A 14,689-nucleotide genomic window follows, 5' to 3' on the forward strand; every position below is an offset into this window, starting at 1 on the left:
ACACAGTCTGGTGCTTCCCGGTCAGCGATGCACGCCGACATTGGCGGCGAGGTACCCGACTCGGCGTTGCACCGCGGCGATCTCTCGGATGCCGTCGGTGAGCAGACTGCGCTCGAGCGGTGAGAGATCGGCCATGATCAGCACATCACCGGGCCGATGGCCTGCCGTCATCTGATCGATCTGGTGTGACAGCCGCAGCCGTTGAAGCAACGCGAACACCTCGGTCAACGTCGTGACGTCCCGTTCGGAGAGCATCCCGTTGCCCGACGCGGCCGCCAGACGCGCCGGTGTCGAGGCCGAGGCCATTCCCACCGACAGTCCACCCCACCGAGCGAGATTGACGATGGGAGTCAGTGCATGGGCCTTGAGGTCGAACGTACCGCCGCGCCGCGCCAGCACGTCGCGCAGCGAACGCAGCCTGGCCCGTCCGGCAAGGGCGTCGCGAAGTTGCAGCCGCAGTGCATCGGGGTTGTCGACCAGCAGTCGGCGATAGGCCTCGGGAACGGTGTTCAACTCCCGCGGGCCCCACACCACCCTGCCGTCGATCATCAGCGACGACATGATGAGGCCGGAGTCCCCAGCCGGAGTGGAGCCTGCGGAACGACCAGAGGTTCCTGCTTTGCCACGATCGCCGAAAGGGTTGCTGAGCCAGTGGGCCGCGGCACTTTCCCATTGCCCGGCCGAGCGTGCGAATCTCGGCGAGCTCGCAACCGCACCGTTGGTGTCGGACGGCAACCCGGCACCGTCGAGGCTCGCGTGTACCCGAGCGGCCAGGCCCATCAGCACTTCGTCGCGAGTTCTCGGCACCGAGTTCGATCGTCCACGCACGTAGGGGTCGGCGGTGGTATCGGACCAAGTCAGAGCGCTGTCGACATCCGAGGAGGGCATCGCCTCCCGACGGGCGACGCTGCCCAGGGTGATCCAGGCGAAGTTGTGTCGCGGTACTTCGGGCCGCGCCGCCCATTCGATCTCCACGGCTCGGCGAACGAGGCTGTCGACCACGACGGACAGAATCGCGCTGACGGCCAGGGCGTCGGTCCCACCCCGGAACAGGTCCGCCACCAATCCCGGAACGAGCCTTCCCGCGTCGGCGAGTTCGGCCGATGTCGCTGCCGAGGTCACCGCGCGACGAACCACGAAGCTGCGACGCGTGGACGCGGCATGCAGATCGGAGTCCTCGACGACGCCGAGAACCTCGCCTCGGCTGGACACGACGGGCATGTGCCGCAGTCCCAGCTCGAGCATGTCCATCAGGACGGTGCCGGCCAACCGGTCCGCGGTGACCGTCTCTGTGGGCGACGTCATGACGTGCTCGACCGGGGTGTCGACGCCGATTCCCGCGGCGACCACCCGCACCCTGAGGTCACGGTCGGTGAATATTCCGTAGCGCGAACCTCGCAGCGGAACCAGGACGTACGAGCTGCCCTGTTCGGTCATGTGCCGAACTGCGTCTCGGACGGAGGTGCCGACGGAGACGAACACCGGTGGGGCCGAGAGCAGTTCGCCGACGGCGCGGCCGGCACTACCCTCGGCCGCCCCACCGCGATGCGTGCTGGCCGAGGTGACGGCGTCGGCCAGAAACGCCAGCCCGGTCGGCGTTGCGAACAGCGGTCGAATCAGCTCTCCGGGCAACCGAAGAACGGTGCTCGGCTCGGTTGCGCGCGCACAGAATTCGACCGTCCCGCCGACGAGCAACGCCGAGAAACCGAAGACCCCGCCCGGACCGATGGTGTCGATCGGTACGGCGGCGGGCGAGGTGTCGTCGGAGTGCACGATCACCACTCGACCGGTACGCACCACCCACACGGTGTCGGCCACATCGAGCTTCGACGTCGGGCCCACAACCCATGCGCCACTGGCATAGTCGAGTTCGACGGCTGCTCCGGCGATGTCGGTCAGTACCGCAGGTGACGCGCCTTGGAACGGTGGGTGCGCGCCGAGGAAGTCGGCAAGCTCCGATCTATCCGCCACGGATCAGGTCGGCGCACTTTTCCGCCATGGTCATGACCGTGATGTTGGGATTGACATACGGCAGCTTCGGCATCGCCGACGCGTCGACCACGCGTAGGTTCGAGATGCCCTTGACGCGCAACTCGGGATCGAGCACGGCCATGGTGTCGTCCACCGATCCCATCCGCGCCGTGCCTGCCGGGTGATAGACCGTGTTGTGGGTCCTGTGCACGTAGTCGAGCAGATCATCGTCGGTGATGGCATCGGGCCCGGGTGCGAGTTCGCGTTCGATCCAACCCGCGAGTGGACCGTCTGCGGCGATCGCGCGCGCCAGCTTCAGCCCGGCAAGCATCACCGCGTCGTCATGGCCGTCGGGATCGGTGAAATAGCGCGGATCCACCTTGGCGCGATCGCGAAAGTCCCTGCTGCGCAACCGAACAGTTCCCCTAGAACGACCCTGAGAGACGTTGGGCGTCAAACAGAACCCGTTGTCGGTGGTCGGATAACCCCATCGGAGAGTGTTCATGTCGAACGGCACGCTGCCGTAGTGCATCATGATGTCCGGGTAGTTCAGCGACGAGTCGGTCTGCGCGAACACGCCGATCTCCCACCACTGCGAGGACGTGGTGACCATGGGCTTGCTCGCCTCCCAGAACACCAGCCCCTCGACGTGGTCGTCGAGGTTCTCTCCCACTCCCGGTGAATCGACCCGAACGGTGATTCCCATCTCCTGCAGGTGTGCCGCCGGTCCGATTCCGGAGAGCATCAACAACTTCGGAGTGTCGATGGCACCGGCGGTGACGATCACTTCGCGTCGCGCGGACACGGTGTCGTAGCCGGTCAGGTCGGGGCGTTGGTACCGCACACCCGTCGCGGTCAGCGACTCGTCGATCAGAATCTCGCTGATCCAGCAGTCGGTGCGCACCTCGAGGTTGGGCCGCGAGCCGATGATCGGGTGCAGGTAGGCATGGGACGTCGACATACGCGACCCGTCCTCACCCGCATTGATCTGAAACCAACCCGCACCGTTGAGTACAGGCGTTCCGCGATTGAATGCGACTGTCGGAAGGCCTATTCCGGCGGCCGATTCGAGCACTGCCGCACCGCAGGGATCGTGCGGCGGCACGTCGCGTATCCGCACGGGTCCGTCGTGACCGCGGCCGGTGTCGTTGTTCTCCACGCGCGCAACGAAAGGAAGGATGTTCGACGCGCCCCAGCCCGTCGCGCCGGCCGCAGCCCAATCGTCGAGAGTTTCGGCCGGCGGATGAAAAGCGATGCAGGAGTTGTGCGACGAACAGCCGCCGAGCACTTTCGCACGCGCATGCCGCATGAAGCTGTTGCCACGTTCCTGCGGTTCGACGGGGTAGTCCCAGTCATAGCCGGAGTCGAGCAGATGCATCCACTCGACGAGTTCCAGGATCGCTTTGTCGCCGACGTCGGTGGGACCTGCCTCGACCAGGCAGACGCTGACGGAAGGATCCTCGCTCAGCCGCGCGGCCAGGACGCACCCCGCCGTGCCACCTCCCGCGACGACGTAATCGAACTGGGTGTCTGTCACTGCACGCTCCTTCTAGTTGCCCGTGGAGGCATGTGATTTCAGAGTGCCGATGTGCTTGCGCCCCTTGATTGCGTACCACAGCAGGCCCACGCCCAGGATGCCACCGATGTAGACGAACGCACCGAACGTGTTGTACCAGGGGGTTCCGTACACGGCCTCGCGCGGCCAGGCGAGGTTGAGCGCCATCCCGGCACCCCACACCACCGCCGCAATGTTGACCGGCAGGCCGAACTTACCCATCGTGAAGTATCCGCCGGGTTTGAGATCCTCCGGCGGCCACTCGCCTTTGATGCGCTTGACCAACAGTGGTCCGGTGACCATCAGATACGCGAGATAGATCATGATGATCGCGATCGAGGTGAGGACCGTGAAGATCTGCGGCTGACCGATGTTGACGACGAGGATCACGATGGCCAGCACTCCGATGGTCACCGCGGGCACCACCGGGGTCTGCGTCTTCGGATTCACCTTGGCCAGGCTTTCGCCGAAGGGCAACGCGTTGTCTCGCGCCATGGCGAACGTGAGCCGGATCGCCGCGGTGTGTACTGCCAGTGAGCAGACGAAGACCGCAATGACGATGCAGATGAGGAAGACGGTGCCGAGCGGGCCCCACATCACCGATTCGACGATGGATTGCAGGCTGCCGTCGGGGCTGCCGAGGGAAGGATCGTTCAGGTCCGGCGCGGCCATGACGGCGAACACCAGGATGGCTCCACCGATGACGAACGACGCGAGGATGGCGCGAAAGATCGCCTTGGGAGCGGTGCGCCGAGGTTCGACGGTTTCCTCCCCGAGCGAGCTCGCGGTGTCGAATCCGTACATGACGTATCCCGACGCCAGCGACGCGACCAGGAAGGCACCGAGGTAGCCGCCGCTCTCACCGGCACCGTAGCCGTTGGTGGAGAAGAACACCTCGGGTCCCCGAGTGATGTTGGCCGCGAGCAAGATCGCGATGAGCACGGCCGCGATGAGTTCGATGAACACACCCGCACTGTTGATCATCGCCATCAGTCGAACGCCCAGCGCGTTGATCGTGGTGGTGATGGCGATCAGAATCGCACCGAGCAGCACTGCATTGGCCGCGAAGTCGGTGGCACCCGAGCCGTCACCGATGATCTGAAATCCGCTCCAGATACGTGGCAGATTCAGCTGCAGAGCGAGGGCAACGGCGGCCAGTGTCACGATCGATGCCGTGAGCATCAACCAGCCCGCCGACCAACCGACGATCCTGCGGCCCAACAGCTTCGCCCAGTTGTACACCGATCCCGCCACCGGATACTTCGCGGCCAACTCCATGAAGCACAGTGCCACGCAGAGCTGACCGACGAAGACCGCAGGCCACGACCACAGGTATGCCGGTCCGGCGGTGCCGAAGCCGAAGTAGAACAGCTGAAAGGTGCCGGTGAGGATCGAGATGTAGCTGACGCCTGCGGCGAAGCTGGCGAATTTGCCGAGACTGCGGTCGAGCGATTCCTTGTAACCGAAATCGTCCATTCCGCTCGAATTGTCGTTCAGTATTGCCATGCCTGTGGCCTTTCCCATCGTGCTCTATCGGGTACCGAACCACCCCGCCGCTGTAGGTGAGGTGTTGTGCCAAATATGCTTCGCTTCTTGATATTCGGACATACCGGACGGTCCGAGTTCGCGGCCGTTCCCGGACTGCTTGAAGCCGCCCCATTCCGCGGCCGCCGTGTAGACACCGAAGTCGTTGAGCCACACCGTTCCATGACGAAGCCCACGCACCATTCTTTCGCCTCGCGCGGCGTCGGACGTCCGAACACCCGCGGCGAGACCGTAATTCGTATCGTTACCCAGCAGAAGCGCCTCGGCCTCGGTGTCGAATCGCTCCACAGTGAGTATGGGCCCGAACGTCTCGTCTTGCACGATATTCATCGACCGATCGCAGTGATCGAAGATGGTGGGCAGGAAATAGCTACCTTTGCTCAAGGACGGATCGTCCGGCTTGGTACCTCCTATGACCAAGGTGGCCCCCTCCTCGATACCCGTCGCCACGAAGCCTTCGATCTTCTCGCGCTGCGCCTGCGACACCAGCGGTCCGGTCTCGCTGGCCGGGTCCATACCCGGCCCCATCACGATGGTCTTCGCACGCTCTGCCACGGCGGCCACGAACCGGTCGGCCACTGATTCCTCGATGATCAGTCGGGTACCGGCCGAACACACCTGACCGGAATGTAGGAACACTCCGGTCAGCACGTTGTCGACCGAATCGGCGAACGACTGCTCGTCGGCCACCGCGTCGGCGAAGACGATGTGTGGATTCTTCCCCCCGAGTTCCACCGCCACCTTCGTGACGTTCTCCGCGGCCGCGGCAAGAATGTGCCTGCCGGTGGCGAGTCCGCCGGTGAAGGAGATGAAGTCGACGTCGCGGTTCCTGGTGAGCGCATCTCCGAGCGTTGCGCCGCTGCCCTGCAGCAGGTTGACCACACCGGCAGGCACTCCCGCTTCTTCCACGAGCTTGGTGAACGCGATGGTGCTCAGTGGCGTCACCTCGCTGGGTTTGAGCACCATGGTGCACCCAGCAGCCAAGGCGGGGGCGATTTTCCACGAGATCTGCAACAGCGGGTAGTTCCAGGGTGCGATCATCACGCAGACACCGATGGGCTCGTGCACCACTCGGCTCAGAATTTCCGGACGGTCGACGTCGATCAGTCGATCTGCCTGCACCACAGCGAGATCGGCATAGAAGCGGAACACCGAGGTGACGTCGTCGATATCGATCTCACTCTCGCCGAACGTCTTTCCGGTATCGAGGGTCTCGATATGCGCCAACTTCGCCTTGTCCCGTTGGAGCAAGTCCGCGATGCGATTGAGCAGATCACTGCGCTCACCCACCGTCACCGAGCGCCAGGGGCCGTCGTCGAACGCTGCCCGCGCCGCGGCAACCGCAGCCAGGGCATCGTCGGGTGTCGCCTCGTCGACGACGGCCACCACGCTGCCGTTGGACGGATCGACGATGTCGCGGGTCCCGCCGTCACCGGCTCCCTGCCATTGCCCGTCGATGAACAACGACGGCCGCAGTGAGCTCGGGTCGAATCCTGCATCGGAGTCGGTCACTCGACACCTTCTTCCGTGTGGGGGCCTGTTGGTGTGTCTACGGTATGCCTCAGCGGCCGGTGACTCCATCGATCTGTTCGCGGATGATGTCCGCGTGCCCGTTGTGCCGCGCATATTCACTGATCATGTGCACGTAGACCATCCTCAATGACATCGGCCCGCCGCGACAGTCGACCGGATCCTCGAACGAGTATTGGGCAGCGACCACGTCCGAGGCCTCGCACTCGGCAGCGAATCGCGCGAAGTCCGACTCTGCACTCGATTCCGTCGCGCCCAGGAAGTCGGAATCCTTACCCAACGCAGCGTCGTACATCGGATCGAACGACATCGACGCCAGTCGCTCTCGAAACCAGATGCGTTCGACCTTCGCGAGGTGCCGGACGAGGCCGAGGAGTGAGAGCGTCGAGTGCGAGAAGGGGCGTTGCGCAAGCTGTTCGGCATCGGCACCGGCACAGATGTTCGACAACGTGGCTCGATGCCAACGCAGCATTCCTTCGAGAATGGGTCTGTCGTCACCGACGAGCGGACCGTCGACGGGATCGGGCGTGGGCGCGGTGAAGCTCATACTGCGATTGTCGAGCACGAAGTGGCTCCTGCCGAACGACCCGCCCGAAACAGAGTGCGAAGCCCCAGCAACAACCCATTCGGACAATTCACACTACGGTGGGATTCATGACAATCGAAGATGTGGGCGGCAGGCGAACGGTGACGGCGGATGAGCTTCTTCTGTTGGTGGGTGATCATCTCCTCATCGAGGAGGGTGTCGCGACCGGGTTCATCGAGAGCGCTGGACAGGTTGCCGAGAACGTGGCGGTGACGGTCACCGATGGCGTCGACGGAACCACCACGACCGAGCGAGTTTTCCTTCCCGACGCCGAGGTGACCATCGAACCAGCCGACCGCGGACGCGCTCCGGTCACGATGTGACGATCGAGTTCAGCCGACACCGAAGTACATTCCTGTAACTCGAGCAACTCGGATCACACCAGCCACACTGGCACCGAACTGAGCTAGGGTGACGAAAACCCGTCATCGTTCAGGAGGGCAGCTGACAATGCGATCCGGCCGACAACAACCGTCGATTCGCGTTGCCGTGGTCTCCTGTGTCGCCGTGTTCGGGCTCGCCATGGGATCCAGTTCGGCGACGGCCGAGCCCGCTGCGCCGATCTCGACCCCAACGATTGCTGACGCAGTACGTTCGGCCGACCCGCAGCAGTACAACGATGCGCAGAATGCTCTGGTCAAGGGTCGCTACGAGGCCGGTTTCGCCGCACTGGACGCGGTTGCCACCGCCGCACCGAACGATGCCAATGTCGCAGCACTGCAGACGTTCTACGCCAACGCAACCGATGATGCCGACGCGCGAGCGCAGCACTCGGCCCGCCTGCACGCCCTGTCTCCCCCGCTTGCCGATGCGGTGGATCGGGCTATCGAAGTCATCGACGAGGCGGCGACGGAGGCGATCGACTTCGCGCCTGAGACCGATGGCGTGAGGACGGCAATCGTGGTGCTCGGCCTGGGCCTGAACGACGACGGCAGTATGGCACCGGAATTGGTGCAGCGCTTGAAATCCGCTGCCGCGGTCGCCGAGCGTTCCCCCGAATCACCCATCATTATCACCGGTGGAAATCCGCAGCGCGGCGTCACCGAAGCCGAAGCGATGAAGAAGTGGCTGATCGACAACGAGATTGCGGCCGACCGCATTCACGCCGAGTCCACTGCGAATTCGACGGTGCAGAATGCGCAGCGCGCCACCTCACTGGCCGCTGAGATCGGTGCTGTGAATCTGGTGCTCGCAACAACTCCCAGCCATCTTCGGCGAGCGATCTCCGACTTCGAGATCGCCGGTGCCGACGTGATCGGTGCTGCCACATCCACCCCCGACGATCTTCCGGCCCTGCCCGCGCTCGCACCGACAGCACGGTTGGGCATGACCGTCGACGCCACCAAGATCATCGGGATACCGCGCACCTACTGACGCATCCACCCGCGCAGCACCGACGCCGCCCCGGCGTCGAACATCACCCGACGATCCTCGTCGTCGGCCATCCCGGGTATCGACAACTCGAGCGACACCAGACCGTGCACGATCGCCCAGAACGAGTGGCTGATCACGTCCACCGACGCGCCGCTCATCGTGCCTGCCTCGACGGCGCTCGCCACCGCCGCCCGAAGCGGATCCATCGCGGCGGCCGCGAGGTGTGCCTGATCGGACACGTCGACCGAACCGAGCACTCCGCCGAACATCACTGCGTAGAGGTGTGGGTTGGCCATGGCCCAGCGGCGGTACGCAAATGCCAGTTCGCGCAGGTCGACCTCGGATTCCCCGGTGACAGGAACGCTGCGTTGCGCGTCACCGAAACTCAAGAACGACGCGCCGAACAAAGCCACCAGCAGCTCCGCTCGACCGCCGAACAGCGAGTAGATGGCCGTGGTCGAGGTGCCCTGCGCGGCCGCGAGTTTACGCAACGACAACGAATCGACGCCATGGCGCGCAACGGTTTCCGCCGCGGCCTCGAGTAGCCGGGTGCGCAGTTCGGCATCGTGAATTCTGGGTCTCGCCACTTGCGAAATCTATCACAACAGTGTTTTATAACAGTGTCACGTCATGCACTCGGCCCCGAAACGAACAGACGGGAACACGTCATGCAATCCATCATCGACGGCCGCACCACGGTCGAATCCGACCGCGACACCGTCACGGTCTTCCTCATCGGAATGCGCATCAACAATCCCCTTGCCGTTCGCTCCTGGCTTCCTGCCGCGCGCGCGATGCCGCGGATGCTCAGCCACCTCGAGCAGGATCCCACCTCCGGACTGCTCGGCTACCACTCGTGGTTGGGCCGCACCACCATGCTCGTCAGTTACTGGCGCAACGCGGAAGACCTGACGCGATTCGCCTCCGATCCCGACGCACCACATGCCCCCGCATGGCGTGCCTTCAACCGATCGGTCGCTGCGACCGGCCATGTCGGCGTATGGCACGAAACCTATACCGCGACAGCCCAGGACAGTGAAGCGATCTACGTCAACATGCCGACATTCGGCCTCGCGGGAGCCATCGGTGGAATCCCCGTCGGCGCCGGCTCGCACACGTGGAAGCAGCGAATGAAGTCCGCGAAGTAAGCCTGTACGAGCTAGAGGAAGTTCCCGGCCCGCGCGGCGATATCGAGAACGGGCTGAGGAAAGACTCCCAGTGCCACGGTGACGACCACCGACACCCCGATCGCACAGGCCACCGGCGCGGTAGGACGCACCACCGTGGCGGTCCGTTCGCTGGGTTCGGTGAAGAACATCAGCACGATCACGCGCACGTAGAAGAACGCTGCAATCGCACTGCACACCACTCCGACCACGACCAGTGCGGCTCCCCCCGCACCCGAGGCTGCGCTGAACACCGCGAACTTACCGATGAACCCACTGGTGAGCGGGATCCCGGCGAACGAGAGCAGAAACAAACCGAACACAGCGGCGACGAGCGGCGAGCGGCGACCGATACCCGCCCATCGCTCCAGGTCGCTCACCTCACCGCGTTCGTCTCGGGCCAGACCGATGACCGCGAATCCACCCAGCGTGCTGAAGGCATAGGCAAGCAGGTAGAACATCGTGGCCGACACCCCCGAATCACGTACATCACTCGAACTACCCAGCGCAGTCACTCCGGTGAGGATGAACCCGGTGTGCGCCACGGACGAGTAGGCCAGCATCCGTTTGACGTCGGTCTGCGTCACCGCGACAACCGAACCGAGCACCATCGTCGCGATGGCGATAACCCACAACATCGGACGCCAACTCGACTCGAGACCGGGCAGCGCCATTCCGAAGATTCGCAGAATCGCACCGAAGGCCGCCACCTTGGTCACGGTGGCCATCAGCGCCGTCACCGGAGTAGGGGCACCCTGGTAGACGTCGGGAATCCACGAATGGAAAGGCACGGCACCGATTTTGAACAGCAGACCCACCGCGAGCAAGGCGGTTCCGATCAGCGCGAGTGATCTGCCCTGACCGTTTGCCGTGATGGCGTCGGCGATGCCGTCCAATCGGACCGTCCCGGCGTAGCCGTAGAGGAACGCGACTCCGAACAGGAAGAACGCAGACGAGAACGCGCCCAGCAGAAAGTATTTGAGGGCTGCTTCCTGAGAGAGCAGTCGTCGTCGTCTCGCTAGTCCGCACAGCAGATACAGCGGCAACGACAGTACTTCCAGCGCCACGAACATCGTCAGCAGATCCGTGGACGCCGGAAACAGCAGCATGCCGCCGATCGCGAACATCGCCAGTGGAAAGACCTCGGTCTGGGCGACGCCTGCATCGATGGCCTGCTTCTCTGCCACGCTGCCCGGCGTGGTCGAGGCCTGCGGAGTGAACGAGTCGATGCGGCGCTCGGCCCCAGCCCCGGTGACGGCGACGGTGCGCTCCGCCAACAGTGCGATGGCCGGAATTGCCACGAGCACAATGGTTCCCTGCAGGAACAGAGTCGGTCCGTCGATCGCGACGGCCCCGTTCATCGCGGCTGCCTCGGTGCCGGCCAGGCCGAGCACTGCCACGAGGGCGCCGACCAGCCCTGCCAGAGCGAGACCCACGTGGGTTGCGCGACGAGCACGTAGCGGTACGAACGCCTCGACGAGAACCCCGAGAACCGCGACACCGAAGACGATCAACATGGGCGACAGCAGACCGTACTGCACTTCGGGAGTGGTCATCGTTGACCTCCTGCACTGTCGACGATCGTGGATTGCACTGCCGGAGTGATGATGTCGAGTGCCGGTTTCGGGTACACCCCGAACACGATCAGCAGCGCGAGCAACGGGATCACCACCAACGCCTCACGGGGAACGAGATCGGAGATCTTGTCGGTGCCCTCTCGGACCGGCCCCGTCATCACCCGTTGATAGAGCCAGAGAATGTAGATCGCCGACAGCACGAGCGCACCGGTGGCCACGATTGCGGCGACGCCGTAGCGACCGAATGTGCCGATCAGCACCAAGAATTCGCTGATGAACGGGGCAAGACCGGGTAGCGAGAGCGTGGCCAGACCAGAGATCAGAAACGTTCCGGCGAGCACCGGCGCGACCTTCTGGACGCCGCCGTAGTCGGCGATCGCGCGTGAACCACGACGGGACACGAGAAAGCCTGCGATCAAGAACAATGCGGCGGTGGAGATTCCATGGTTGACCATGTACAGCGTGGCACCGGCCTGACTCTGACCGGTCATCGCGAAGATGCCGAGGATGATGAATCCGAAGTGCGAAATCGAGGTGTAGGCAATGAGTCTCATCATGTCGGTCTGACCGATCGCCAGTATCGCGCCGTACACGATTCCGATCACTGCGAGCGTGATGATCCACGGGGCGAATGTCTGCGACGAACCGGGAAACAGCTCGAGGCAGAAGCGCAGCATCGCGAACGTACCGACCTTGTCCACCACCGACATCATCAGCACTGCCGTCGCAGGGGTGGACTGCACTGCGGCGTCGGGTAACCACGTATGGAACGGCCACAGGGGCGCCTTGATCGCGAACGCGAGCATGAAACCGAGAAACAGCGCGTTGAGCACTGCCGGATCCACACCGAGCCCGCCCGATGCCGCTGCATCCGCGATTGCGCGTAGATCGAACGTCCCGCCGTCGAACGGACCGTCGGGCCGGGCTGTGACTACGTACAACCCGATGACGGCAGCCAGCATCACCAGACCACCGAACAGGTTGTAGAGCAAGAACTTCACTGCGGCGCGCGTTCGATGGACTCCCCCGAAGCCACCGATGAGGAAGTACATCGGAATCAGCATTGCCTCGAAGAAGATGTAGAACAGCAGTACGTCCAAGGCGAGGAACGAGACGATCACCATGGACTCGACCACCAGGATCAACGCCATGTAGGTGTGCGAGACCCGACGCGATCCGTAGTTCGCGACGCGGCTGCCGTCGTGCCAGCCCGCAACGAGCAGCAGCGGAGTCAGAACGGTGGTGAGCAACACCAGAACGAGCCCGACTCCGTCGAGTCCGAGTGTGTAGCGCGCACCGAATGCCGCTATCCACGAATGGTCTTCGAGGAACTGGTAGCGATCGCCACCGGAGTCGAATGCCACGGCGAGTACCACCGACACCGCGAGTGTGCCGGCGGCGAAGCCCACGGCGACGCTGCGTGCGATCGTCGGTCGATCGGCCGGGATCAGGGCGACGACAATCGCGCCGAGAATCGGCAGAACCCACAGGACGGTCAGCCAGGGGAACGTCACAGGACCACCACCATCAGCACGACGAGAACTGCCCCCGCGAACATCGCCAACGCATAGGACCGTACGAATCCGGTCTGCAGTCGCCTCGATCGAGTGGATACTCCGCCGATCGATCTCCCCACCCCGTCCACGACCGCGTCGATACCCGCCTTGTCGGCGAATACCATTGTGTTCGTGAGCTTTTGACCGGGCCGCATGAATGCTGCCTCGTTGAAGGCGTCGCCGTACAGGTCAGCGCGTGCGGCTCTGGTCAGCACCGATACGTCCTCGGGTGGAGTCGGGGGAACGTCACGAGCGATGTACTTCCGGTACGCGACGCCTGCACCCACGAGTACCACCGCCAGAACTGCGACCGTCACGACCCAGGCAGGTATCGCGTGTTCTTCGTGTGCCGATCCCACCACCGGTTCCAGCCACGTCTCGAGGCGTCCACCCACCGCAAGGAAGGCACCCGATGCCACCGAGCCGACGGCCAACAGAATCATGGGGGCTGTCATCGTCGCCGACGCTTCGTGCGGATGTGCTTGCGCCGCCCAGCGTTTCGGGCCGAAGAACGTCATCAGCATCACCCGAGTCATGTAGAAGGCCGTCAAGCCCGCACCGAGCAACGTGACGCAGCCCAGCACCACACCTGCCGCTCCCCCGGCCGCGAACGCGATCTCGATGATCGGATCCTTGGCGAAGAAACCGGAGAACGGCGGAACTCCGATGATGGCTAGGTAGCCGAGACCGAACGTGACGAACGTGATCGGCATCGCGGCACGGAGCCCGCCGAACCGTCGCATGTCGGTCTCGTCGTTCATCGCGTGCATCACCGAGCCGGCCCCCAGGAACAGGCCTGCCTTGAAGAATCCGTGCGACAGCAGCAGCACGATGGCGAAGGCATAGCCGGACGGGCCGAGTCCGGCCGCGAGCACCATGTACCCGATCTGACTCATCGTCGAGGCGGCGAGCGCCTTCTTGATGTCGTCTTTCGCACAACCGATGACGGCACCGAACAGCAACGTCACCGCGCCGACCGTGACGGTCGCTGCCCGCGCCACCGGCGAGGCCTCGAACACCGGTCCGGATCGGACGACGAGATACACGCCGGCGGTGACCATCGTCGCCGCGTGGATGAGTGCGGAGACCGGCGTCGGGCCCTCCATCGCGTCGCCGAGCCACGACTGCAGCGGCACCTGGGCCGACTTCCCGCAGGCCGCCAGCAGCAACATCAGTGCCATGGCGGTCGCCACCGATTCACCCGCGTTCCCGATTCCCGCGAACACCACGTCGTACTGCACAGACCCGAAGTTCACGAACATGATCATCAGGGCGATGGCCAAGCCGATATCGCCGACGCGGTTGACCACGAACGCTTTTCGAGCAGCCGTCGCTGCCGATGGCTTGTGTTGCCAGAATCCGATGAGCAGGTACGACGCCAGACCGACACCCTCCCACCCCAGATAGAGGCCGAGGAAATTGTCTGCCAGCACCAGCAGCAGCATGGCTGCGAGAAACAGATTGAGGTACGCGAAGAAGCGTCGCCGCTCCGGGTCATGGCTCATGTACCCGATCGAGTACACGTGAATGAGTGATCCGACCCCGGTGATCAACAGGACGAAACAGATCGAGAGTTGATCGGCACGCATGCCGAAGTCGACCTGCAATTCGTCGACGGGCACCCAGCGGAACAGCGTGTGAGTCAGTGTTCTGTCCGACTCGTCCCGTCCGAGCATCGACGAGAACACCAGCGCCGCAACGACGAACGACGACACCGCGGCGGCCGTCGCGAGAAGGTGGCCCCACGAGTTGCAGCGCCGGCCACCGAGCAGAAGGACGGCCGCACCGAACGCCGGCAGAGCCGGGAGAAGCCACAGGATCGACATCGT

General features: G+C 64.0%; 12 protein-coding genes. 3 read left to right on the forward strand and 9 right to left on the reverse strand.

Translation table 11 applies throughout. The annotated features are described in order from the left end of the window. Nucleotides 1-21: 21 nt before the first annotated feature. Genes JLZ96_RS02270 through JLZ96_RS02290 form a run of 5 tightly spaced genes read right to left on the reverse strand, consistent with a single transcriptional unit; the run spans nucleotide 22 to nucleotide 7,148 of the window. Nucleotides 22-1,971, reverse strand: coding sequence for a putative nucleotidyltransferase substrate binding domain-containing protein (locus JLZ96_RS02270; RefSeq protein ID WP_201009429.1), 1,950 nt, complete (start codon nucleotides 1,969-1,971; stop codon nucleotides 22-24). Continuing rightward, nucleotides 1,961-3,508 (reverse strand): GMC family oxidoreductase, encoded by a 1,548-nt coding sequence (locus JLZ96_RS02275; protein WP_201009430.1) that lies wholly within the window; start codon nucleotides 3,506-3,508, stop codon nucleotides 1,961-1,963. Before JLZ96_RS02275 ends, JLZ96_RS02270 begins: the two co-directional genes overlap by 11 nt. 12 nt (nucleotides 3,509-3,520) lie before the next feature. Beyond that, nucleotides 3,521-5,032, reverse strand: coding sequence for an APC family permease (locus JLZ96_RS02280; RefSeq protein ID WP_032407077.1), 1,512 nt, complete (start codon nucleotides 5,030-5,032; stop codon nucleotides 3,521-3,523). A gap of 24 nt (nucleotides 5,033-5,056) precedes the next feature. Then, nucleotides 5,057-6,583 carry an aldehyde dehydrogenase family protein gene (locus JLZ96_RS02285; RefSeq protein WP_057474068.1) on the reverse strand — a complete coding sequence of 509 codons (1,527 nt, stop codon included), beginning with the start codon at nucleotides 6,581-6,583 and terminating at the stop codon, nucleotides 5,057-5,059. A 49-nt stretch (nucleotides 6,584-6,632) separates the two neighbouring features. Then, nucleotides 6,633-7,148, reverse strand: coding sequence for a DinB family protein (locus JLZ96_RS02290; RefSeq protein WP_032387486.1), 516 nt, complete (start codon nucleotides 7,146-7,148; stop codon nucleotides 6,633-6,635). 107 nt (nucleotides 7,149-7,255) lie between these two features. On the opposite strand from JLZ96_RS02290, the gene JLZ96_RS02295 reads away from it, so the two are divergent. Next, nucleotides 7,256-7,510 (forward strand): hypothetical protein, encoded by a 255-nt coding sequence (locus JLZ96_RS02295; protein ID WP_032370974.1) that lies wholly within the window; start codon nucleotides 7,256-7,258, stop codon nucleotides 7,508-7,510. Between the two features lie 127 nt (nucleotides 7,511-7,637). Continuing rightward, on the forward strand, nucleotides 7,638-8,561 hold the full coding sequence (locus JLZ96_RS02300; RefSeq protein ID WP_201009431.1) for a YdcF family protein: 924 nt from the start codon (nucleotides 7,638-7,640) through the stop codon (nucleotides 8,559-8,561). Here the strand turns inward: JLZ96_RS02300 and JLZ96_RS02305 are convergent. Then, nucleotides 8,555-9,148 carry a TetR/AcrR family transcriptional regulator gene (locus JLZ96_RS02305; RefSeq protein ID WP_201009432.1) on the reverse strand — a complete coding sequence of 198 codons (594 nt, stop codon included), beginning with the start codon at nucleotides 9,146-9,148 and terminating at the stop codon, nucleotides 8,555-8,557. The genes JLZ96_RS02300 and JLZ96_RS02305 overlap by 7 nt on opposite strands. A gap of 81 nt (nucleotides 9,149-9,229) precedes the next feature. Between JLZ96_RS02305 and JLZ96_RS02310 the strand changes: the two genes are divergently transcribed. After that, nucleotides 9,230-9,709 (forward strand): DUF4188 domain-containing protein, encoded by a 480-nt coding sequence (locus tag JLZ96_RS02310; protein ID WP_057474070.1) that lies wholly within the window; start codon nucleotides 9,230-9,232, stop codon nucleotides 9,707-9,709. 11 nt (nucleotides 9,710-9,720) lie between these two features. Here JLZ96_RS02310 and nuoN read toward each other — a convergent pair whose 3' ends face one another. Genes nuoN through nuoL form a run of 3 tightly spaced genes read right to left on the reverse strand, consistent with a single transcriptional unit; the run spans nucleotide 9,721 to nucleotide 14,686 of the window. Continuing rightward, nucleotides 9,721-11,283 (reverse strand): NADH-quinone oxidoreductase subunit NuoN, encoded by a 1,563-nt coding sequence (nuoN, locus tag JLZ96_RS02315; RefSeq protein ID WP_201009433.1) that lies wholly within the window; start codon nucleotides 11,281-11,283, stop codon nucleotides 9,721-9,723. Then, nucleotides 11,280-12,818 carry an NADH-quinone oxidoreductase subunit M gene (locus JLZ96_RS02320; RefSeq protein WP_201009434.1) on the reverse strand — a complete coding sequence of 513 codons (1,539 nt, stop codon included), beginning with the start codon at nucleotides 12,816-12,818 and terminating at the stop codon, nucleotides 11,280-11,282. The genes nuoN and JLZ96_RS02320 overlap by 4 nt, the downstream gene beginning before the upstream one ends. Further along, entirely contained in the window at nucleotides 12,815-14,686 is a 1,872-nt protein-coding gene (nuoL, locus tag JLZ96_RS02325; protein WP_032383366.1) for an NADH-quinone oxidoreductase subunit L, read from the reverse strand. Before nuoL ends, JLZ96_RS02320 begins: the two co-directional genes overlap by 4 nt. Nucleotides 14,687-14,689: the final 3 nt, after the last annotated feature.

The sequence above is a fragment of the Rhodococcus sp. NKCM2511 genome (assembly GCF_014905595.1).
In the GTDB taxonomy this organism is placed as follows: domain Bacteria; phylum Actinomycetota; class Actinomycetes; order Mycobacteriales; family Mycobacteriaceae; genus Rhodococcoides; species Rhodococcoides fascians.

Coding starts and splice junctions, on each gene's coding strand:
- JLZ96_RS02300 (WP_201009431.1), top strand. CDS start 7,638: ATGCGATCCGGCCGACAACAACCGTCGATTCGCGTTGCCGTGGTCTCC.
- JLZ96_RS02290 (WP_032387486.1), bottom strand. CDS start 7,148: ATGAGCTTCACCGCGCCCACGCCCGATCCCGTCGACGGTCCGCTCGTC.
- JLZ96_RS02295 (WP_032370974.1), top strand. CDS start 7,256: ATGACAATCGAAGATGTGGGCGGCAGGCGAACGGTGACGGCGGATGAG.
- nuoL (WP_032383366.1), bottom strand. CDS start 14,686: ATGTCGATCCTGTGGCTTCTCCCGGCTCTGCCGGCGTTCGGTGCGGCC.
- JLZ96_RS02280 (WP_032407077.1), bottom strand. CDS start 5,032: ATGGCAATACTGAACGACAATTCGAGCGGAATGGACGATTTCGGTTAC.
- JLZ96_RS02310 (WP_057474070.1), top strand. CDS start 9,230: ATGCAATCCATCATCGACGGCCGCACCACGGTCGAATCCGACCGCGAC.
- nuoN (WP_201009433.1), bottom strand. CDS start 11,283: ATGACCACTCCCGAAGTGCAGTACGGTCTGCTGTCGCCCATGTTGATC.